The organism is Paenibacillus litoralis (assembly GCF_046244365.1).
Classification (GTDB): domain Bacteria; phylum Bacillota; class Bacilli; order Paenibacillales; family NBRC-103111; genus Paenibacillus_V.
Genome location: NZ_CP176395.1, coordinates 1,375,198 through 1,395,396 on the forward strand (window position 1 = coordinate 1,375,198; position 20,199 = coordinate 1,395,396).

At 54.9% G+C, this 20,199-nt stretch carries 18 protein-coding genes; 13 read left to right on the forward strand and 5 right to left on the reverse strand.

Annotation, left to right across the window (positions count from 1 at the left end):
• Nucleotide 1: 1 nt before the first annotated feature.
• Complete coding sequence (locus tag ACKGJP_RS05840) at nucleotides 2–541, forward strand: CvpA family protein (protein ID WP_409344744.1); 540 nt, start codon at nucleotides 2–4, stop codon at nucleotides 539–541.
• A 134-nt stretch (nucleotides 542–675) separates the two neighbouring features.
• On the opposite strand, the gene ACKGJP_RS05845 is transcribed toward ACKGJP_RS05840, so the two are convergent.
• Both ACKGJP_RS05845 and ACKGJP_RS05850 read right to left on the reverse strand, forming a co-directional pair.
• Nucleotides 676–1,353 (reverse strand): SDR family NAD(P)-dependent oxidoreductase, encoded by a 678-nt coding sequence (locus ACKGJP_RS05845; protein ID WP_409344745.1) that lies wholly within the window; start codon nucleotides 1,351–1,353, stop codon nucleotides 676–678.
• Between the two features lie 179 nt (nucleotides 1,354–1,532).
• A complete protein-coding gene (locus tag ACKGJP_RS05850) occupies nucleotides 1,533–1,901 on the reverse strand; it encodes a phage holin family protein (RefSeq protein WP_409344746.1) in 369 nt (122 codons plus the stop codon).
• 261 nt (nucleotides 1,902–2,162) lie between these two features.
• Here ACKGJP_RS05850 and ACKGJP_RS05855 point away from each other — a divergent pair, with 261 nt between their 5' ends.
• The 9 genes from ACKGJP_RS05855 (at nucleotide 2,163) to ACKGJP_RS05895 (ending at nucleotide 13,109) form a co-directional block, all read left to right on the forward strand.
• Nucleotides 2,163–4,535, forward strand: a complete 2,373-nt coding sequence (locus ACKGJP_RS05855) for an endonuclease MutS2 (protein WP_409344747.1) — start codon at nucleotides 2,163–2,165, stop codon at nucleotides 4,533–4,535.
• A gap of 295 nt (nucleotides 4,536–4,830) precedes the next feature.
• A complete protein-coding gene (locus ACKGJP_RS05860; protein ID WP_409344748.1) occupies nucleotides 4,831–5,508 on the forward strand; it encodes a PspA/IM30 family protein in 678 nt (225 codons plus the stop codon).
• A 136-nt stretch (nucleotides 5,509–5,644) separates the two neighbouring features.
• Nucleotides 5,645–6,064, forward strand: a complete 420-nt coding sequence (locus ACKGJP_RS05865; RefSeq protein WP_409344749.1) for a DUF350 domain-containing protein — start codon at nucleotides 5,645–5,647, stop codon at nucleotides 6,062–6,064.
• A gap of 181 nt (nucleotides 6,065–6,245) precedes the next feature.
• Nucleotides 6,246–6,842 (forward strand): hypothetical protein, encoded by a 597-nt coding sequence (locus ACKGJP_RS05870; RefSeq protein WP_409344750.1) that lies wholly within the window; start codon nucleotides 6,246–6,248, stop codon nucleotides 6,840–6,842.
• 224 nt (nucleotides 6,843–7,066) lie between these two features.
• Nucleotides 7,067–8,407 (forward strand): MFS transporter, encoded by a 1,341-nt coding sequence (locus tag ACKGJP_RS05875; protein ID WP_409344751.1) that lies wholly within the window; start codon nucleotides 7,067–7,069, stop codon nucleotides 8,405–8,407.
• A 110-nt stretch (nucleotides 8,408–8,517) separates the two neighbouring features.
• On the forward strand, nucleotides 8,518–9,438 hold the full coding sequence (gene cysK / locus ACKGJP_RS05880; RefSeq protein ID WP_409344752.1) for a cysteine synthase A: 921 nt from the start codon (nucleotides 8,518–8,520) through the stop codon (nucleotides 9,436–9,438).
• A gap of 285 nt (nucleotides 9,439–9,723) precedes the next feature.
• The gene (locus tag ACKGJP_RS05885; RefSeq protein WP_409344753.1) at nucleotides 9,724–10,632 is read left to right on the forward strand and encodes an ABC transporter permease; all 909 of its coding nucleotides are present in this window, start codon (nucleotides 9,724–9,726) and stop codon (nucleotides 10,630–10,632) included.
• Between the two features lies 1 nt (nucleotide 10,633).
• A complete protein-coding gene (locus ACKGJP_RS05890) occupies nucleotides 10,634–11,509 on the forward strand; it encodes a carbohydrate ABC transporter permease (RefSeq protein ID WP_409344754.1) in 876 nt (291 codons plus the stop codon).
• 49 nt (nucleotides 11,510–11,558) lie between these two features.
• Nucleotides 11,559–13,109, forward strand: a complete 1,551-nt coding sequence (locus ACKGJP_RS05895) for an extracellular solute-binding protein (protein WP_409344755.1) — start codon at nucleotides 11,559–11,561, stop codon at nucleotides 13,107–13,109.
• A 332-nt stretch (nucleotides 13,110–13,441) separates the two neighbouring features.
• Here ACKGJP_RS05895 and ACKGJP_RS05900 read toward each other — a convergent pair whose 3' ends face one another.
• The 3 genes from ACKGJP_RS05900 to ACKGJP_RS05910 form a co-directional block, all read right to left on the reverse strand.
• Nucleotides 13,442–15,781, reverse strand: a complete 2,340-nt coding sequence (locus tag ACKGJP_RS05900; RefSeq protein ID WP_409344756.1) for an AraC family transcriptional regulator — start codon at nucleotides 15,779–15,781, stop codon at nucleotides 13,442–13,444.
• 212 nt (nucleotides 15,782–15,993) lie between these two features.
• Nucleotides 15,994–16,269 (reverse strand): MoaD/ThiS family protein, encoded by a 276-nt coding sequence (locus tag ACKGJP_RS05905; RefSeq protein WP_409344757.1) that lies wholly within the window; start codon nucleotides 16,267–16,269, stop codon nucleotides 15,994–15,996.
• 1 nt (nucleotide 16,270) lies between these two features.
• Nucleotides 16,271–17,371 carry a WD40/YVTN/BNR-like repeat-containing protein gene (locus ACKGJP_RS05910; protein WP_409344758.1) on the reverse strand — a complete coding sequence of 367 codons (1,101 nt, stop codon included), beginning with the start codon at nucleotides 17,369–17,371 and terminating at the stop codon, nucleotides 16,271–16,273.
• Between the two features lie 373 nt (nucleotides 17,372–17,744).
• Between ACKGJP_RS05910 and ACKGJP_RS05915 the strand changes: the two genes are divergently transcribed.
• The 3 genes from ACKGJP_RS05915 (at nucleotide 17,745) to ACKGJP_RS05925 (ending at nucleotide 20,148) form a co-directional block, all read left to right on the forward strand.
• Nucleotides 17,745–18,905, forward strand: coding sequence for a DUF4062 domain-containing protein (locus ACKGJP_RS05915; protein ID WP_409344759.1), 1,161 nt, complete (start codon nucleotides 17,745–17,747; stop codon nucleotides 18,903–18,905).
• Nucleotides 18,898–19,095, forward strand: a complete 198-nt coding sequence (locus tag ACKGJP_RS05920; protein WP_409344760.1) for a hypothetical protein — start codon at nucleotides 18,898–18,900, stop codon at nucleotides 19,093–19,095. The genes ACKGJP_RS05915 and ACKGJP_RS05920 overlap by 8 nt, the downstream gene beginning before the upstream one ends.
• A gap of 180 nt (nucleotides 19,096–19,275) precedes the next feature.
• Nucleotides 19,276–20,148 (forward strand): polysaccharide deacetylase family protein, encoded by an 873-nt coding sequence (locus ACKGJP_RS05925; RefSeq protein ID WP_409344761.1) that lies wholly within the window; start codon nucleotides 19,276–19,278, stop codon nucleotides 20,146–20,148.
• Nucleotides 20,149–20,199 lie beyond the last annotated feature (51 nt).

The window sequence follows — 20,199 nt, forward strand, 5'->3', positions numbered from 1 at the left end:
TATGAACATTGTGGACATCGCCGTTTGCATTTTGCTCGTGCTCGCCTTCGTTTCCGGTTACCGGCGGGGATTGATCCGGCAGCTTGTGTCGGTATTGGGCGTGATCGTCGCTCTCTTCTTAGCGTATAAGCTGTACGACGATGCAGCGCCCTTGCTGCGCGGACTGCTTCCGCTCGAAACGTTCGCCGCTTATCCGGGGTACGGCTTCGTTCTGAACAACACGCGGATCGAAGAATATGCGGTAAACGGTCTTGCCTTCGTGCTTCTTTTTGCGGTCGTGAAAATCGCGCTAAGCGTCGCCGGGCATCTGCTTCACTGGATTGCCGAGGCGCCCGGACTAAACGCCGTCAATCGATGGAGCGGCGCCATACTGGCGATGCTGGAGGCGGTTCTGCTGTTCGTGCTTGTCGTTTATGTGATGTCCGTCTGGCCGTCGGATGCGGTTCAGGCTTCGCTTGAAGGCTCGACGGCGGCCAAGCTTGCGGCCGACGTGGCTCCGGTATGGTTCGAAAAGCTAAGCGAGCTGTGGAGCGGCTTGTAGAAAATAATAGCGCCGGACTTGTACAAATAAAGAACGGCTGCATGACTCTCCCGATAGGGCGAGCATGCAGCCGTTTTTTATTTGCAAATATTCCAGCCCTTCACTTCCGTACCTCGTTTCAGCCCTTCGCCGGGTTACACCGCCGCATCGATCAGCTTGCCGCTAATCCCGTGCTTAGGCAGGGTGGCCAGCTTGATCAGCTCGGGCACGACGCTGTAGGGATCGCGTCCGGTTGCGTGCATATCCGTTTTGATGGCGCCGGGATTAAACATGTTGATGAGAATATCGTGGCCGATTTCATCGTCCGCGATGGTCCGCGTCAGCGATTCGAGCGCCGCTTTGCTCGCGCTGTAGGCGGCGAAGCCTCCCGAGCCGTTGTGGGCCAGCGCGGACGTAATGTTGACGATTCTGCCGTAGCCCTGCTCCCGCATCAAAGCAAGACTGGCTCGCGTGACGAGAAACGCGCTCGTTACGTTGTTGCTGAACTGATAATTCCACGACGCGAGGCTTGTCTCGCTGACCGTCCCCGGTTCGAAAACCGCCGCATTGTTAATAAGAATATCGATTCGTCCGAACGAAGCGCTTACTTCTCCGATCAGCCGCTCGACTTCCGTCTCGCTGGAAACGTCCGCTTGAATGGCGACCGCTTGGCCGCCGGCTTCCGCGATTTCGCTCCGCACGCGCTCTATTTTATCGAGTTTTCTTCCGCAAAGTACGACGGTTGCCCCTTCTTTGGCGAATGTCATGGCTGCCGCCGAGCCAAGTCCGCTACCTGCCCCGGTAATGAGGACGATTTTCCGCTCAAGCCCCATAATACCCACCTCTTTAGTATGCTTTGATTAGTATCATAACAAAAGAGTGACATTTTGGGAATGGGAACGAAGAAATAAATCCGACTAATAAACGCGGAATTTTATCGTGCTTGCTGGAATAGAAGAAAACCGCCCTGACGAGCAGGACGGTTTTCTTCGAGGCACGCGGGATTGCCGTCTTACGCCTTTGCGCGGTCATCGTCTTTATTGCGACCCGCATCGAATGGCGTAGGGATGAACAAGTCGATAATCCCGATTACGAGCGCCGCCAAAATCGCACCGATCAACGTTACGCTTACGCCGCCGACAATAAATTGCGCCAACCAAATGATCAGCGCACTTACGATAAAACCAACGATCCCTCTGCCGAACGGATTGATCCGTTTGCCGAAGATTCCTTCGACAATCCAGCCAAGCAAGGCAATGACAAGAGCGAGGAACAGCGCGCTCCAAAATCCGCCTACGCTAAAGTTCGGCAAAATCCATCCCACAAACATCAGAACCAAAGCGGCTACAATGAATCTGACTACATGTCCGAGAAAATGCACGGTCCTTCCTCCTTTACGGTTTGCGGAGCAAAAGGCATTTGCGGATCGGCTTCGTCCGGGCATAGGCGGCAAGAAAAACCGGCTGAGCCGAACCGCGACGTCATGTGTCGAAGCGGTGCATTTACTAGCTTTCCCGCGTACACGGCAAATATGTCGCCAGTATTGACCAGCAGGAAAGGGTTCGGAACGTTTCATTAAAAACGAATTCGCCGTTCGCTAATATGCCGGAGGTTGGATATAATAGGTTGGGGAGGGTCAACCATGTTCAATCGCAAAGTAAACCAAACACTCGAATTCCACAAAATTTTACATATGCTGATCAGCCGGGCCGAAACGTCGCTTGGGAAAGCCGAAGCGGAACGCTTGGAGCCGAGTCCCGATTTGGATGAGGTCAAAAAAAGGCTGCAGGCTACCGACGAAGCCGTAGCGGCGGAGCGGCTGAAAGGAGCGGCGCCGTTCGGCGGCATCCGCGACATTCGTTCCTCGCTGAAGCGCGCCCAAATCGGCGGTATGCTGAACGCTGCGGAGCTGCTCGACATAGCGACTACGCTTATGGGGGCAAGAAGACTCCAGCGCTTTATTACCGGCGTGCATGAAGAGCATCCGCTGCCTTTGCTGGAACAGCTTTCCGGCGAGCTGACGGAGGAACGCACGCTTGAGGAGCGGATCAAGTTTTGCATTGACGACACCGCCATGGTGGTCGATCAAGCGAGCACCGAGCTCGGTGCCGTCCGGCACGAGCTGCGCGGCGGAGAAGCGCGCATCCGCGAGCGTCTCGATCAAATGATTCGCAATCCGTCCATCCAAAAAATGCTTCAGGACAATTTGATAACGATCCGCAACGATCGTTACGTGATTCCGGTCAAACAGGAATACCGCTCGCACTTCGGCGGCATGATTCACGATCAATCGGCATCGGGCGCCACGCTGTTCATCGAGCCGGAATCCGTAGTGGCTATGAACAATCGGCTTAAAGAGCTCAAATTCAAGGAAGAGGCCGAGGTCGAGAAAATTTTGCTGATGCTGACGTCTCAGGTGGCTGACGTCGCCGATCCGCTCAAAGCGAATCTGGAAGTGCTCGCGGAGCTCGACTTTATTTTCGCCAAGGCGAAGCTTGCGCACGAGCTGAAGGCGACGCTTCCGATGATGAACGATCGCGGGTTTATCAAGCTGAAGAAAGGCCGCCATCCGCTCATCGCCAAGGAGAACGTCGTCCCGCTTGACGTAGAGCTCGGAAACAGCTTCTCGACGATTATCGTCACCGGTCCCAATACCGGGGGGAAAACGGTCTCGCTCAAAACGGTCGGACTGCTTAGCCTTATGGCGATGTCCGGTCTATTCGTCCCCGCGGAGGACGGCAGCCAGCTGTGCGTATTCGATGGGATCTATGCCGATATCGGCGACGAGCAAAGCATCGAGCAAAGCTTAAGCACGTTCTCCAGCCATATGACGAATATCATCGGCATTTTGCGGGATATGACGCCCAAAAGCCTTGTGCTGCTCGACGAGGTTGGCGCCGGTACGGACCCGGCGGAGGGCTCCGCGCTCGCGATCTCCATTCTCGAGTCGATCCATAAGCTCGGCTGCCGAATGATCGCGACGACGCACTATAGCGAGCTTAAGGCATACGCCTACGAACGTAGCGGCATCATCAACGCCAGCATGGAGTTCGATATTCAGACGCTGAGCCCGACTTATCGGCTGCTTGTCGGCTTGCCGGGACGAAGCAACGCGTTCGCCATCGCAGAGCGCCTCGGCCTAAGCAAATCGATCATCGAGCATGCGAGAGGGCAGGTCAACGAGGAAGATCAGCGCGTCGAATCGATGATCGCCACCCTCGAAGAAAACCGGCTTTCCGCAGAAGCGGAGCGGCATGACGCCGAGCAGTTGCGCCGTGAAGTAGAGCAGCTTAGAGCGAAGCTGGACGCCCAGCAGCGCGAATTCGAGGAGAAACGCGACAAAATGCTGGAAAAAGCCGAGCGGGAAGCGCGGGAAGCGGTCCAGAAGGCGCGGAATGAAGCCGATGAAATCGTTTCGGAGCTGCGGCGGATGGCGCTTGAAGAGCGAGGCGCGCTTAAGGAGCATAAGCTGATCGAAGCCCGGCGCCGACTGGATGAAGCCGAACCGAAGCTGCGCAAGAGCAAGGCTGCGGCGCCGGCTGCCGGCAAAGCCAAGCGGCCGATCGAGCCCGGAGACGAGGTCCGCGTTGTCAGCTTAGGCCAGAAGGGACATGTCGTCGAGCTGGCCGGCTCGAACGAGGCGTTCGTGCAGCTTGGTATCATGAAGATGAAAGTGAACCGATCCGATCTGGAACTGATCGGCGCGACGCCCGAGAAGAAGCAGCCACAGCAGCAAGCGGTAACGGGCCTCAAACGGTCCCGCGACGAAGACGTCAAGATGGAGCTCGATTTGCGCGGCGCGAATATCGAGGATTCGATCGTAGAGGTCGACCGTTTTCTCGACGAATCGTTCCTCGCCAATTTTCACCAGGTGTATATCATCCATGGCAAAGGCACGGGCGTTCTGCGTACCGGCATACAGCAGTATTTAAAAAAACATAAGCATGTCAAAGGCTTTCGGCTTGGCAATTACGGCGAAGGCGGCGCCGGCGTGACGGTTGTCGAATTAAAGTAGGATACTCCGCAGTAAGGGCTGCCCGTTAACGGGCGGCCTTTTGTACGTTTCCAGACGCATAGAACGGTTGGAAAAATTATTTTTCGAAAAAAAATGTGAAGCCTTGAAACCTCCCTGCCGGTAAAGCGTATATACAAGTGTAAGCAACAAGCGCTGTAAATTCGAAGGTAGGCCTAGCGGATTTACGGCAGCAATTGAAGAAACACGCCGGAAGACAGTCGACTAAAAGCCATCCAAGGCGTACAATTGGTAAATAAACACAACTACTCATACATTTCAAGGAGGAACATGAACAATGGGAATTTTTAAAAGATTGCGCGATTTGACGGCTGCTTCGATCAACGATTTGCTGGACAAAGCAGAAGATCCGGTGAAAATGCTGAACCAGTTCCTTCGCGATATGGAAGAAGATATTATGGAAGCGGAAGCGGCTGTAGCGAAGCAAATCGCCGTGGAGAAAAAATTCAAGCAGCAGTATGAAGAAGCGCTTGAGATGGTGACGAAACGCGAAGAGCAAGCGATGAAAGCTTTGGAGCAAGGCAACGAAGACTTGGCGCGCCGCGCGCTTGCCGACAAGAAAGAGCATCAAGCCCGTTATGACGAAATGAAGCGTCAATACGACATCGCCAAAACGAATGCCGATCAGCTTCGCAGTCAATTGTCGGAGATGAAAGACGAGTTCGGCAAAATGAAAAACAAGAAAGATCTGCTGATCGCCCGTGCGGAAGCGGCGAAAGCGCAAAAATCGATCAACCAAGCGATGTCCGGCTTCGGCACCGACAATGCCGCCCGCGGCTTCGACCGGATGACCGAGAAGGTCATGCAAATGGAAGCGGAAGCGCAAGCGAGCAACGAACTGCGCGCCGGCAACCGCAGCTTGGACGACGAGCTCGACAAGCTGGATAAAAGCGGCGGCGTAGACGACGAACTTGCCGCATTGAAAGCGAGAATGGCCCAAAAAAACCAGCAATAAAAACTAACGGTCCGCAATGACTCACATACCTGCTTGGGAAGAGACTGAAGATACCTTCAGTCTCTTCCGTTGTGTGCGGCGGCTTTGACTGTATGAACGGTCCCGTTTATAATTTCCATAGAAGGCAGGGATAACGATGAACGCAGAGGTGGATCAGGTCATGAACAACGTATATTTGAAGACGCTTGCTTTTTTCTCGGTATCGATCGTGGCGCTTGTCATTTTTCTTGCCATATTCGGTTTGATTACGCGCTACAAAGATTGGGAAGAAATTAAGAAAGGGAATATTGCGGCAGCCATGGCGACGGGAGGTAAAATTTTCGGAATATGCAACATTTTCCGTTTCGCCATCTTAAATAACGACACGTTGTTCGAGGCGGTTACCTGGTCTGCGTACGGGTTCTTATTGCTGCTTGTCACGTACTTTATTTATGAGTTTTTGACGCCTTATTTCAAAATCGACGAGCAAATCAAGAACGGCAACAGCGCCGTCGGCTTAATTTCACTCATCATTTCCGTGTCGATCTCGTATGTGATCGGGGCTAGCGTAACCTAAGCGGACGATAAGATAGGAGCATTTCGATGAAGTATTTATGGGGGAGCTTATTGGCGCTTGCCATTATTTTTTTGGCGGTCGGCGTGTACTACGTCGTTCGATACGCTTGAAGCCATAACCATTGACAACGTGAGATAAGATGATAATCTGTATGGAAACAGCGAATGGAAGGTGTTTGTGAATGGAGCGGGAAGCGAATCAACTATGTCCGTGGTGCCAGACCGAAATCGTCTGGGATCCGGAAATCGGAGCGGAAGACGAATGCCCGCATTGTTTGAACCAATTGGGCGGCTACCGCAGCCTGACGTTTTCGGTGAAAAGCAAAGGCGATAATCCGGCGGCGAAAGCGTCGTCCGGCGCGGCAGGACATGAGACGTTGGACAGCGAGCTGGACGATTGGGAGGAAGAAGAAGATTTCGAAGCCGATGAGCTTGACGAGGCAGGACCGGCGGCCCATACGTCACGCAGCGGCAGGAGCCCGATTTTCGCAGGAGCGGATGACGGCTTTGATGACGTCTACGGTGAGAAAGTGGAGCGTTACATCGACACGCAGGAGGAAGCGCCCGAGTGCATAAGCTGCCGGGAACTGATGCTGCTGGCCGGCCATCGCGAGCTTGGTTCGGACTTCGTTCCGCATACGCCGGACATGATGAAAGGACCGTTCCTGATCGGTCCGGTTCGAATGGACGTTTATGTATGTCCGAACTGCTTCCGTACGGAGACGATGCTAGCGGAGGAAGATCGTATCAAGATGATCAAAGCGATTAAAGAAGGCTAGCCTGTAAGCTGCTTTCCTGAACAATAACTCCTGTATTCGCGCTGAAGTGTGCGACTACGGGAGTTTTTTGTCGTCCGATGAAAGAGGGAATGCGATTTCCGTCATGTTTTCATCCGTTTATGGGAACCTTATGGGGGTCATGGCACCGGATGTCTGGTTAGAGCGTGGCCGGCGTCATAGATCCGGGGCAATTAGCCCCGTAATCAACCTAAAGGGGAACAAGGATGCGTGAACAAACGAAACGCCGCTGGTCCGTTCGCGAATGGGCGGATCGTATAAGCAGCGGCGGCCATTCAACAAGTCCCGCAAGGAAAGAAGAGCCCGGCGGGAAACCAACAGGGAAACCGAAGGAAAAGCTGTCCCGCCAGGCCCTGCTGCTGCTTGCGGTCAATGGGCTGTTTGCCGCCGCCAACGCTTTATCCGGCACGTTCGTGAATGTCTACATATGGAAGATCAAAAACGATTTTACGCTCATCGGCTGGTTTGCCGTCATGCATCAGGTTACGATGGCGCTGACGTTCTGGCTTGCGGGGAAATGGGTGAAGGAGCATAACAAAATGAACGCCCTACGGGTGGGCGTCGCCTTTTCGGCTCTCTTCTACGGCCTTGTGCTGCTTCTCGGGACGCAGGCGGCTTCCTATATTCCTCTAATTGGTTTCGTGCAGGGAATATCGTCAGGTTTGTTCTGGCTTTCCTTCAATGTCGTCTATTTCGAGGTGACGGATCCGGGCAACCGGGACCGGTTTAACGGCTGGGCCGGCTTGCTCGGTTCCTTCGCAGGCATGATTGCTCCCTGGGTGTCCGGCTTGGTGATTACGCGTATGGAAGATACGAGCGGTTACCGGCTTATTTTTTCCGTTTCGCTAGGCGTCTTTATCCTTGGGGCGGTTCTCAGCTTTTTTCTGCATAAGCGGAAAGCGCAAGGCAAGTATGATTGGCTCGGCGGATTTCGCAGCTTGCGGGAACCGGGCAGCCCATGGAAGACGGTAAGTCTGGCGATGATCGCGCAAGGGCTCCGCGAAGGGATCTTCGGGTTTATGATTGCGCTGCTCGTGTACATTTCCACGCAGAACGAAATGAAGCTCGGCAGCTTTTCGCTGGTTACCTCGGCGGTGGCGCTGTGCAGTTTCTGGTTCGTCGGCAGGCTGCTCAAGCCGCGATACCGCAAGTGGGGCATGTTCGTCGGTGCCGTCATGATGAGCGCCGTCATTTTACCGCTGTTTTGGCAGGTGAATTACGGGACGCTGCTGGCATTCGGCATCGGAACGGCGCTCTTCTTTCCGCTCTATACGATTCCGGGCGTATCGATCGTGTTCGATATTATCGGTCAAACGGACGAAAGCGCAAAACAGCGAGTCGAATTCGTCGTGTTTCGCGAGCTTTGCCTGAATACGGGGCGGTTTATCGGTACGATCGCTTTTATTATCGTCATTTCGCGAAGCACCGCGCCGCTGGTCGTTAACACTCTCCTCCTGATTTTCGGAAGCTCTCCGATCCTCGTATGGTGGCTGATGCGGGGAAGGCTCGAACAGGAAATAAACCGCTCGCCAAAGCCTGCCGTTTAAGCATATCCTGCCCGTCAATTCCGGCAATCGGATTGCCGTAGGGTTGTCAAAAGTCGCAAATACCGATAAAATAAGTGGGTAAATGACGGCTGGCAGGGGAGAGATCGAATATGGCGAGTAGAATGGTGAACAGCATCACGGAGCTTATCGGCAACACGCCCGCAGTTCGTATCAATAGGCTGGTTGGGCCGGACGATGCGGAAGTGTATGTGAAGCTGGAGTATTTCAATCCCAGCGGCAGCGTGAAAGACCGCGCCGCTTTTAATTTGATCGAACAGGCGGAGAAGGACGGCAAGCTGAAGCCGGGCGCGACGATCATCGAGCCGACGAGCGGCAATACGGGAATCGGTTTGGCCATGAATGCGGCAGCCAAAGGCTACAAGGCTATCCTGATCATGCCGGACAACATGACCAAGGAACGGATCAACATTCTTAAGGCATACGGCGCGGAGGTCGTACTGACGCCGGCGGCGGAACGGATGCCGGGCGCCATTCGCAAAGCGATCGAGCTTCAGCAGCAAATTCCGGGCAGCTTCATCCCGCAGCAATTCGAGAATAAAGCGAATCCGGACATTCACCGCGTAACGACGGCGCTCGAAATCATCGAGCAAACCGAAGGACGGCTTGACGCGTTCGTCGCCACGTCCGGCACGGGCGGAACGATAACGGGAACGGGTGAAGTATTGAGCGAGCGTATTCCCGGCATTCAGATTTTCGTCGTCGAGCCGAAGGGCTCGCCGGTTCTGTCCGGCGGGCAGCCGGGACCGCATAAGCTGGTCGGCACGAGTCCGGGTTTTGTGCCGCAAATTTTGAACACGAGCGTTTATGACGAAATCATCCAGGTTGCGGACGAAGACGCGCTGCAGACAACGCGGGATTTGGCGAGCAAGGAAGGTATTCTAGTCGGTCCATCGGCAGGGGCGGCCGTCTGGACGGCTTTGCAGAAGGCCAAGCTGCTCGGTAAAGGCAAGCGTGTGCTTTGTATCGCGCCGGATACCGGTGAACGGTATTTGAGCATGGACATTTTTTAAGAACGGGCTTCATGGAGAAAACCTCCGGTATCCGCTTTGATGCGGAAGCCGGGGGTTTTGTTTTTGCAGGAGAGACTGCAGGCGGCGGAAAAGGCTTAACGGCGGGCTTTATAAGCGTATTTTGAATAAAAGACGATAGCGGGAAATCGTTTGACCGAAGTGCTATATGCGGAAATCGACGTTAAAAAAATGAACGATTGCCGGAAACGCTTTCCGCTTTTATGCTCGGAATTGTCGACAAGCGAACAGGTCGGCGTGAAACCAAGCATAGAAAGGAAACGCGCTATGAGAGGCAGATTATGGTCAGACTTACTAAGAGATAAATACTTGTTTTTGCTCGCGTTGCCTGGGATCGCTTATTTCATCTTATTTAAGTATTTGCCGATCGGCGGGCTATTGATCGCCTTTCAAAACTACTCGCCTTATTTCGGCATCTTGAAAAGCGAGTGGGTCGGGTTGGCTCATTTCCAGCGTTTTTTCAGCAATGACGATTTCTATATGCTGCTGCGCAATACGCTCGTGATCAACTTGCTTAACCTGACGTTCTTTTTTCCGTTTCCGATCGTGCTGTCGCTGCTGCTCAACGAGCTGAGAAGCATGGCGTTCAAAAGGACCGTACAGTCGATCATTTACATTCCCCATTTTATGTCGTGGGTGCTGATTTCGGGCTTGACGTATTTAATGCTGTCGCAGTCCGAGGGAATGGTCAACAAGCTGCTTGCTTCGCTCGGCCTGGATACGATCGATTTCTTGACGAATTCGAATTATTTCTGGGGCCTGATTACAGGGCAATCGATGTGGAAGGAAGCGGGCTGGGGGACGATCATTTTCCTGGCGGCGATAGCGGGCGTGGACCCGCAGCTGTATGAGGCGGCCCGGATGGACGGGGCGGGGCGGCTTCGCTCGATGTGGCACATAACGCTGCCGGCGATTCGCAACGTGATCATGATTTTGTTCATTTTGCAGCTGGGCTCGATCATGGACACCGGCTTCGAACAAATTTATTTGATGATGAACGGCGCCGTTTCGGAGGTAGCCGACGTGTTCGACACGTATGTGTTCCGCTCCGGCATTCAGCAAGGGCAGTTCAGCTACAGCACGGCGATCGGGTTGTTCAAATCGGTCATCGGCATCGTGCTCGTGACGGGCGCCAACTATTTGGCGAAGCGCTTCGGCCAGGAAGGGGTGTATTAGGATGAAGGAAAGCTTGAGCAGTCGAGCGTTTAATGCGCTCAACATCGCCTTCTTGCTGCTGGTCGGCTCGTGCGCCTTGTTCCCTATCTATTACACGTTCGTTTTATCGTTCACCGATCCGACGGAATACTACCAGAAGCCTTTCATTTTATTTCCTACGATGTGGACGCTGGACGCGTACCGCTACCTGCTGTCGGCCAAAACGTTCATGAGCTCGCTCGGCGTCAGCGGATTTCTGGCGACCGTCGGCACGCTGCTCAGCTTGTTCGTGACGTCGGGACTATCGTATGCATTGTCGCGCAAAAGGCTGCGTTTTCGGCGGGCGTTGATGTTCATGATTATGTTTACGATCCTCTTCACGCCAGGACTCATTCCGGCTTACCTGATCGTACGTCAGTTCGGGCTGATCGATACGATATGGGCGCTGATCGTTCCTGCGATTACGAGCGGCTGGTACGTGCTCCTGATGAAAGGCTTCTTTGACAGCATTCCCGACGGCCTGGAGGAAGCCGCCCGCATCGACGGGGCGAACGAAATCGGCATCTATTTCCGTATCGTGCTGCCGTTGTCGCTGCCCGCGCTCGTGGCATTCGGTTTGTTTTTCGCCGTCGGGTACTGGAACACCTACTTCAGTGCGGTCATGTACATCAACGATTCGCACAAATGGCCGATGCAGGTGCTTCTGCGCAATCTGCTCATCGATCCGATGGCGTCCGCCAGCGACAAAGCCGCCGCGGCGCGGGTAGACAAGCCGATGCCTACGGAAACGCTCAAAATGGCGGCGGTCGTCATCGCGACTGTACCGATCATGCTGGTGTATCCATTCCTTCAAAAGCACTTTGCCAAAGGTGCGATGGTCGGCTCGATCAAGGAATGATCACATATCGCTCTCATTACCGTTCATTTGAAAAGGGAGGAAACAGAAAATGAAGAGAACGAAGAAATCGCTTCAACTGACCCTGGCTTCCGCAGTGTCGCTTTCGCTCGTGCTAACGGCATGCGGAGGCGGCAAAGAAGGTTCCGGCGGAACGGACAATGGCGGAACGTCGTCCAAACCCGATGCGCCCGCCGAAATTTCGATGGCCGTACTCGGTCTCGGGACGGGTGCCGGCTTTCCGGATAGCGACAATCCGCTTCTGAAGGAAATGCAGAAGCGGACGAACACGAATTTGAAGATCGAATGGATTTCGGAAAGCACGTACGACGACAAAATCAACGTGCTGCTCGCATCGGGCAAGCTCCCGGACATGGTGTTCATCGAGAACGCCGATACGGCGCAGGTACGTACGCTGGTCGATCAAGGCGTCTTCTGGGATTTGTCGCCGTTCATCAAGGATTACAAGAACTTGTCCCGGGCCGATCTGAAGGAGACGTGGGAAACGTCCAAAATCAACGGCAAAACCTTCTCGATTCCGCGCTACTACGCCAGCTTCGGGGGCGGCGTGTTCCCGCAGCTGCGCAAGGACTGGCTGGATAAGCTCGGCCTCAAGGTGCCGGAAACGATCGACGATTTCTATAACGTCCTGAAAGCGTTCAAGGAGAAGGATCCGGACGGCAACGGCAAAAACGACACGATCCCGTACGCTGCAAGCGCGGACTATATCGGCTGGGTAACGGCGCTGTTCAATGAAACGGTAGGCTCGTGGAAGCTGAAGCCGGACGGCAAAATTACGCCGGTCATAACGGAGCCGGAATCGCGCGAAGCGCTTGTCTGGATCAAGAAAGCGTACGAGGACGGCCTGTTCCCGAGCGACTTCGCGATTCTGAAGCTGTCGCAGCTCGGCGATCTGGTGAAAAGCGGCAAAGCGGGCGGGGTAGGCTGGTCGATGCCGCAGGCATGGCCGCTTACGGAAGCGGCGCGCAAAACCGATCCGAAAGCGACGATGCTGCCGCTGCCTTACATGATCAGCCCGAAAGGGAATAAGTATACCCACTCCGGCACGCCGTTCTATGGCGAATATTTCATTCCGAAATCCGTTTCGGAAGCGAAGGTGAAGAAGATTCTCGCCTTCATGGATTACGGCTACAGCCAAGAAGGCAACGACCTGGCGTTCTGGGGCGTCAAAGACGTCCACTACAAGGAAGAGGGCGGCAAGAAGGTGCCGACCGAGCAGGCCAAGACGGATAAGGTGGCGGAGAGCGGCGCAACGGCGTTGTGGGCGACGATCGATCCGGAATCGAATATCAAGGTCAACGGCATGCCGGACGACTATTACAAGCTGATGCAAAGCGTGCTCGCGGAACGCAGCAAGGTCCGCATTTACAACCATGGCGAGCGCACGTATTCGCAGGCGAACATTACGCAATTCCCGGATTTTTCCAAGAAAATCGCGGATATGCGCACGAAGGTCATTCTCGGCCAAGAGAAAATCGAGGCGTTTGACGAGCTGGTGGCGAAAATCAAGGCGGATGCGAGCTTCCAGAAAATCATTACGGAGATGAACGATTCGTTCGCGAAGCGTCCGGATCCGAAGTAACGGAATAACTGAGAAATGTGGGCAGCTACGGATCGGGATAACGGCCTCCAGCCTTCCATTGAACTCGCGTTCCTGGATTTGATTTTATGGTAGAACGCGGAGTCAAAGGCGGCCCGTAAACTTTCCAGCCATTATTTCATCTTCCGCCCACGTTGTTTCTACAAGGGGACACGCTAATGATTTACTGGAAATAATAAAAAAATAAGGGCATTCCCGAAGTCGTACCTAGACTTTGCGGGAATGCCTGTTTGTTTGGGGGAGGCTCTTTTAATCGCCTATCTAAGGGAAGACAGGGCATGCCGCGAAACGATCGCGCATAAGGCGTTGCCCCGCTATCCTTGCTTCAGCTCCATCTTTTCCCGGTACTGGCCGGGCGTCATGCCCTCGCCCTTTTTGAAGACGCGGATCAGGTAGGAGGGCTGGTAGCCGAGCTGCTCGGCGATATCGTTCACCTTCAGATCGGTGGTGACGAGCAGCTGCTTGCATCTGTCCAGCCGCTTCTGCGTAACGAGGTCGATAAAGTTGAAGCTGGTCGCCTGTTTGATCGCTTTTCTCAGCTTATAGGGACTCGTCTTGTATTCTTCCGCATACGCCTCGATAGAGACGTCCTGCGCATACTCGGTGTCGATTCGACGGATCACCTGCTCCAGGATGCTCTTCAGCTCCCGGTCGTCCGTATCCGTAATCGTCTGAATGAACGGACGGATCAGCTCATGCTGGAACCAATGGACCATTTCCTCCGGATCGTTGATCTGCAGCAGCCGTTCGTAGAGATGAGCGCCCTCGTACAACACATACGGGTTTTCCTCAGCCCGGAGCACGACGTCGAAAATGCTGCCGAGCAGCTTCATCATCCCTTGATGCACCATTAGCTCGGTGCTGGCGTCGCTTTGGAGCGCGCGCACGAACTCGCGGATATGCTTAACCGCCTCGTCTTCGAGGCCGATGCTGATCGCATGTACGATTTTGCGCTCCAGCTCGTACGGAAAGCGGACTGGCTGGCTGCCCTCCAGCATGAAGTCGTCCATGTCCAGCAGCTGATTGTCCGCATCGGGATCGCGGAACCGGAGCGCGCTGCGCGTTTGTTCCAGCACGCCCGGCGTGTCGACGAGGAAGTCGCTCATTTTGCTGACGACAAGCGTCGTTTTCATCCGCATGACGTTGTTGACCGCCGTGACGAAATCTCCCCCGAACCGGGTTAAATCAAGCTTCAGCTCGGTTTTCGGCTTATCGTTGTCGAGAACGACGAGCAGCTCGATGCAGAGCCCCTGCGCATTGATCAGATGAACCATCGAGTAGTGGGATTCGAACAGCTCCGTCATGATGTTGGAAGCGGCGAACGTGGCGAGCTGCTTGTCCTTGTCCGAGAACGCCGCCTGTGTAGCCGATATACCGTGCAGCTGAGCGACGATGATGGCGAAGGCTTTGCCTTCGATGTCCCAGTCGAGCTGTTTCATTTTGTCCCGAGCGTCGCTTTCCGTCAAGTAGTGCAGGTTTCCTTGCAGCAACTGGAGCAGGAAACGGCCGCGCATCGCCGGCAGCTGCTCCTTCAGCCTGTCCTGGAGCAGCAGCTTCTCCGTCAGCAGATGCTTCCACTCGTTCTCGATAAACTGGATTTCGTCCCCGGAATGGGGCGTTTCTTTAAATGCGTGAAGCAGCTTCGTGAGCCTGCGGATCGGATCGTAAATTTTATTGGAGACGAGCCAGGCGAGCAGCAACGCAACGAGCAAGCCGAAGCTGCTGACCATCACAATCAGCTTGGACATGGCCGTGACGGGCGCCATAATATGCGTAAGCGGCGTCGCCGTGACGTAGGTCCATCCGGCCCCGATGCCCCCAAGCCGCGGAAGCATCCCGTAGGAAAGCGAGAAGCTTTGCCCGTTCCATTCGTATACGGACGTTCGGGCATCGGATCTGTCTTGCTGCCGCAAGTAGCTGCGCAGATCGTTGGCCAGCTTCCTGCCGTTCGAATCCTCGTTCGGAAGCGTCGTAATGAACGAATTGTCGTCGTCGATAAGGAATGCGACTCCGGACTTGGGCGTCAGCTTCTGAACCAGCTGATTGAGCGCGTTCTGATTGATATAGATGACGAAGGCGCCGAACGGCTGGTAGCGGCTGCCGCCCGGAAGCTTGACGACTACGGCCGGTTTAGGCTCATCGGGCTTATCGATCTCGGAGAGTGCGTTCAGCCAGTAGATCGGGGTTCCTTCGGCAAGCAGATCGGCAAAAGCCGAACGATCTTTCCCGGGTTCGATCGTGCGTACGCCGTTCGAGTCGCCGATCAGCTTGTTCGCAGCCTTCAGATATAAGTAAACGCTGTCAATTAACGGGCTCGTTTCCTTCATCAGACGGAGCGTCTTGATCAGATCATTCGTTTGCTGGAACTGCCGGGCAAAATCGAGGCTGGCAAGCGACTCGTCGAATTCGGGGTTAAAGCCGAGCTGCGCGGCGTAAAGCTCCAGCTGCGTCAAATAATCGTCAAGCCGCTGAATCGACTGATGCAGCTGTATTTGATGAGCGCCGTTCACTTCGCCCACGATCCGGTCGTTTCCGGCATAATAAATGACGATACCGATCAGGCTTACCGGCAAACAAGTAATCAGGAGCACCAAAGCCAGGCTTTTACGGAAAAAGGAACCGCGTTTGGTTAGCGTCGGTTTGGGTAATCTCATGGTCGTTTCCATCCTCGCGATTCGTAATCTTGTTTCTATAATAGTGGATTACTGGAGGAAAACCAATTAAAAATAACGAAAGTCACTTTGAAACCGTTGAAAATGATTTGGGTGGCTGAATGCGAACATCATTTTGCTCACATTCCGATCGCAATAGAAAAAGCTTAAGCGAGTGTCTGCGCTTAAGCTTCACCTATCGAATGTTTACTAGTTCAACCGCCGGAAACGGATTGCAGGACGATAAGCCGGTCTCCCTTCTTCAGCGGGATGTCCAAGCTGTCCAGCCAAGCGATGTTGTCGTCGTTGTAGTAAAGGAGCACGTGCTTGCGGGTCTCGCCGGTTTCCGTAAAGAGGTGGATACGGAGCAGCGGGTACGTCTCGAGCAGGACGCGGATCGCATCCTCGAGGGTTTCCGCCTCGATCGTAAAGCTCGCCCGTCCTCCCGTACAGTCTTTCAGCAGGCCGGGCACATTGACGTCAATGTGCATGCTAGTCCTCCACGATCCAAGGCTTCACGCTCATAATGTGGGAAAACTGCCCCGGGAGTCTGTCCCAGCTGACGCCGCGGTCGAGCGAGCAAAATACTTCGCCGGAGGTCGTCCCGAAATAGAGGCCGTACGGTTCGAGCGCATCTACGGACATGGCGTCGCGCAGCACGTTGACATGCCGCTGCTCTTCCGGAAGAGCGTCGCCGATCGGCACCCAAGCGTCGGCGTCCTTCTCCCGCCGCCAGATGAGCAACTTGCCGCCCCGCACGCTGCGCTGCTCGCTGCTCTCAAGCGGAAGAATGAATTGGTCGCTGTTCTTGGCGACGGCGAAAGGAAAGCCGAACAGCCTCGTCTCTCCATCCACAATCAAGCCTTCCTCGATCGGGAACCAGTTGTCTCCCGCATCCGTCGTCATGAACACGCCGCCATGCTCCTGCATGTACAGAACGTCCGGATTATTCGGATCGCACGCCACTTTGTGGGCGCAGAAGCCGATGCTCTCGTCCGGCTGCCCGGTAGGAACGCGGTTCAGTCCTTTGTTGCATACTTTCCATGTCTCGCCGCCGTTATCGCTGCGGAATACGCCGACCGACGACATCGCGACCCATATCCGTTGCGGGTTGCCCGGATCGACAATGATCGTGTGCAGCCCCATGCCGCCGGCGCCCCCGATCCATTCCGGACGGGTCGGATGCTTGGTGAGCGCGTCCAGCTCCCGCCATGTCTCGCCGCGGTCATGGCTGACGAACAGGCCGGCTTCTTCAGCTCCGGCGTAGAACGTATCCGGCTCGGACGGCGAGCCCGGCGCGATCTGCCAGATGCGGTTGAGTGAGAATCCGCTTTCTTCCGTGTAGCGGGGACCGTTTTCGATTTGCCGCCAGCTTGCGCCGAAGTCGTCGCTGACCCTAATCGTCGCGCCGTATGCGGCATGCGAAGTTCCGGCAAACAGGCGGTTGCCGTTCCTGCTGTCTCCCAGCACGCTGTAAACTTCCCACCCGCCGAGGTAAGGGCCGCTCAGCTTCCATTCTCGTCTGCTTTCGTCGCTCTCGTAAACAAACAATCCTTTGTTCGTGCCAACCAGAAGCTTGACGACTTTGGCCATGAATGTGGTCTCCCATTCCATTTGAATTGGTATTATTGTTATATAATACCACGTGTTCGAGTGATTTGGGAATATACGTTCTGTTTTATTGCGGGTTTTCTTTCGCGCTTATTGGTCGGAACCGCTTCGGAGAAGTGCCGCGTTCTCCCTTCGAATCGCTCTTCGCGCAGCTGCAGGCCGTCGCACATGGCGTAGGAGAAAGCGGAAGCGAATGCAGGCTAGGCTAGCGGTTCTCGGCTTTCCCCACGTCCTTTTAGGCGTTTGTCCTTATGGTACAGGCCGGAAGGGGCGTGCTATAATAATGGAACGATTCGCCAATTACGGAAGAGCTGGGAAGCTAGACAACGCAGCAGTACGAGGGAGTGGTTGCCGCTTGGCTTCGCGTGCCAAAATATTCATAAGCTCGGTCGCTCAAGATGAGTTTACAGCGCTCCGCAGAGACGTGTTCGGCAAACTCAAGGAGCTGGGCCACGAGCCGCTCATGTTCGAGGAGAACTTCGGGCCATGGCCTTCGCATGCCGATCCGGTGCGCAAATGCCTGGAAATCGTCGAGGAATCCGACATTTTTCTGCTTTTTATCAAAAACAAAGCGGGCACTTACTTGAAGGCATCCGAGCGCACGGTGACGCACTTGGAGTTTCTGCACGCCAAAAGGCATAAGAAAACGATACTTGTATTTGCGGACAGCGGCATTCTTGCCCACTATTTCAAGGAGGGGCAGAAGGCGATCGGCGATTACGCCGCGATGTTCGAATCGGACCGCAAGCGGCCTCCGCGCTATGCGGAGCTGGTCGACCTGCTGCGCGGCAGCCGGACGCTTCCGGATCACATCGACCCCTACATATGGTTGTTCCTCCACGATCTCGTGCAAAAAGGCGTTTACGTCGAAGGCCTGACGACCGGCGTCGGCGTCGACTGGGCGGCGTACTTCAGCAGCTTGCTCCGGCGGGGCGCCTTGCTGCTGCCGGAGGCGGAAGCGATGGAGCATAACGCGAGAATGGTCGAGCGATATGCGGACTATCACGGTCTGCTGTCCTCCCTTGTCCCGGTAATCGAATGGAGCGGCTTCCGCGATGCGGACAAATTTCTTTCCTACTTGCAGGGCAGGGCGAAGGGCGGGGCGATTGCGGCCCGCTATGCCGATTATACGAGCGAAGAGCTCGGCAGCATGAAGGATTGCTCGGCCGTGACGCTGTACTTGAAGAAGAACGGCGCGATGCATATCGTCGGCAGAACGGCGGCTGCGACGGGCAAAGACGTCATCGACCTCGCGGATCCCGATTCGTACGTCGCCCAGACGCACCATAATCCGGGGCGGGAGCCGATGCTCTTTTTCCGCGAAGACAAGCATATGCTCTATTTTTGCCTGGCGGTGCAGGACTACGTCGTCACGTTTCATTTTCCGGCGGACCGGATGTGGGATGCGCAGAAGTTTTGGCTCTACAATCAGGAAGCCATTCATGCTATAATGGAAAAAAACTTCATGTTGATGGAACTGGTCCAACTGCTGCTGGGAGGGATGAGCCGTGGATAAAGGAACGGTATACGTGATTAAGGACGGACATATGCAGGTCGCCGAAACCGGGAATCAGCCGAAGAACGCGCTCCTGTTCGCCGCCTCGGGCAAAAGCCTGGCGCAAATGGTCCGCGAGCATACGGAGCAGCTCAAGCAGAACAGCGAAATGCTTCGCTCCCGCTTGGCCGCCGCCAGCAAATGGGATTGACCTGCCGATGTCGCTAGGGACAGACACGATAAACCGAGTCGTACGCTTGCCGCGTACGGCTTTTTTGTATGGCCGTTAGAGCAGCGCCTCGGACAATTTTTGCAAAAAGAGTGAACCTTCTTCGTTTCCGGTACGCCTATAAAGGGAACGCGCGTATCCGGGCTTGAGAGGTTAGAAGCAATGAGGATGTATGTGTATGTGATTTATGGCATTCTGTTGATCGGTTTGACGTCTGTCGTCATGGGTTTGGAAGGGAAGAAGGAAGCGGCGGCTCCCGTTTATTATAAGGACAAAGCGTTCGTGCTGCTGTATCATGACGTCCGTCAAACGCTGCCTGCCGGGAAGGCGGGGGCGTCTACCGTAAGCGCGGAGCAGCTCGCCGAACATTTGCGGATGCTGAAAAACCGAGGATTCCGGATCGTCCCGATGGACGAGTTTACGGCATTTATGACCGGCGGCGGCAAACTCCCGCCGAATGCCGTCGTGCTTACGTTCGATGACGGTTACGAATCGTTCTATACGGAGGCGTTTCCGGTACTGAAAGCGTTCGGCGCCCGAGCCTCCAATTTTATCGTCGGCATTTCTTCCGATTTGTTCAACCCGGATGCGGATCCCCATATGACTTGGGAGCAGTTGCGCACGCTGAAGAAGCACGGGATGGGCATATACAGCCATACGTACGATTTGCACCGGATGGTTCGAACGAAGCCAGGCGGTTCTCCGGCGCCTGCGCTGACTGCCGGTATGTTTATGGAGCAAAAAGTTCAGCCGGAATCCGAGGCGGCCCACCGCCGGAGAATATCCAGCGACATCGCGTTCATGGAGAAGCGGCTGGAGCAGGAAACGGGCGCGCATCGTGCGCTGCTGGCGTTTCCGTACGGCGCTTACGACGAAACGGCGCTTGAAGAAGGACGCAATGCGGGGATCGAACTGTTCTTTACGGTAGAGGAAGGGACGAATGCTCCCGGCAGCAGACTCGTTAAACGAATTAACGCCGGAGAGCCTTACATGACCGCAGATATGCTGTGGGATCGGCTCAATGAATTTTTTTGATCAAGCTGCGAAAACTTTGAACCGTTTGCCGGTCTCTTACGCCTATATAGA

Bases quoted from the DNA above. Each gene is read 5' to 3' on its own strand.
- ACKGJP_RS05910 (WP_409344758.1), bottom strand. From the start codon at position 17,371: ATGGCCAAAGTCGTCAAGCTTCTGGTTGGCACGAACAAAGGATTGTTT.
- ACKGJP_RS05905 (WP_409344757.1), bottom strand. From the start codon at position 16,269: ATGCACATTGACGTCAATGTGCCCGGCCTGCTGAAAGACTGTACGGGA.
- ACKGJP_RS05870 (WP_409344750.1), top strand. From the start codon at position 6,246: ATGGAGCGGGAAGCGAATCAACTATGTCCGTGGTGCCAGACCGAAATC.
- ACKGJP_RS05860 (WP_409344748.1), top strand. From the start codon at position 4,831: ATGGGAATTTTTAAAAGATTGCGCGATTTGACGGCTGCTTCGATCAAC.
- ACKGJP_RS05845 (WP_409344745.1), bottom strand. From the start codon at position 1,353: ATGGGGCTTGAGCGGAAAATCGTCCTCATTACCGGGGCAGGTAGCGGA.
- ACKGJP_RS05840 (WP_409344744.1), top strand. From the start codon at position 2: ATGAACATTGTGGACATCGCCGTTTGCATTTTGCTCGTGCTCGCCTTC.
- ACKGJP_RS05925 (WP_409344761.1), top strand. From the start codon at position 19,276: ATGAGGATGTATGTGTATGTGATTTATGGCATTCTGTTGATCGGTTTG.
- ACKGJP_RS05885 (WP_409344753.1), top strand. From the start codon at position 9,724: ATGAGAGGCAGATTATGGTCAGACTTACTAAGAGATAAATACTTGTTT.
- cysK (WP_409344752.1), top strand. From the start codon at position 8,518: ATGGCGAGTAGAATGGTGAACAGCATCACGGAGCTTATCGGCAACACG.
- ACKGJP_RS05895 (WP_409344755.1), top strand. From the start codon at position 11,559: ATGAAGAGAACGAAGAAATCGCTTCAACTGACCCTGGCTTCCGCAGTG.
- ACKGJP_RS05890 (WP_409344754.1), top strand. From the start codon at position 10,634: ATGAAGGAAAGCTTGAGCAGTCGAGCGTTTAATGCGCTCAACATCGCC.
- ACKGJP_RS05855 (WP_409344747.1), top strand. From the start codon at position 2,163: ATGTTCAATCGCAAAGTAAACCAAACACTCGAATTCCACAAAATTTTA.
- ACKGJP_RS05900 (WP_409344756.1), bottom strand. From the start codon at position 15,781: ATGAGATTACCCAAACCGACGCTAACCAAACGCGGTTCCTTTTTCCGT.
- ACKGJP_RS05875 (WP_409344751.1), top strand. From the start codon at position 7,067: ATGCGTGAACAAACGAAACGCCGCTGGTCCGTTCGCGAATGGGCGGAT.
- ACKGJP_RS05865 (WP_409344749.1), top strand. From the start codon at position 5,645: ATGAACGCAGAGGTGGATCAGGTCATGAACAACGTATATTTGAAGACG.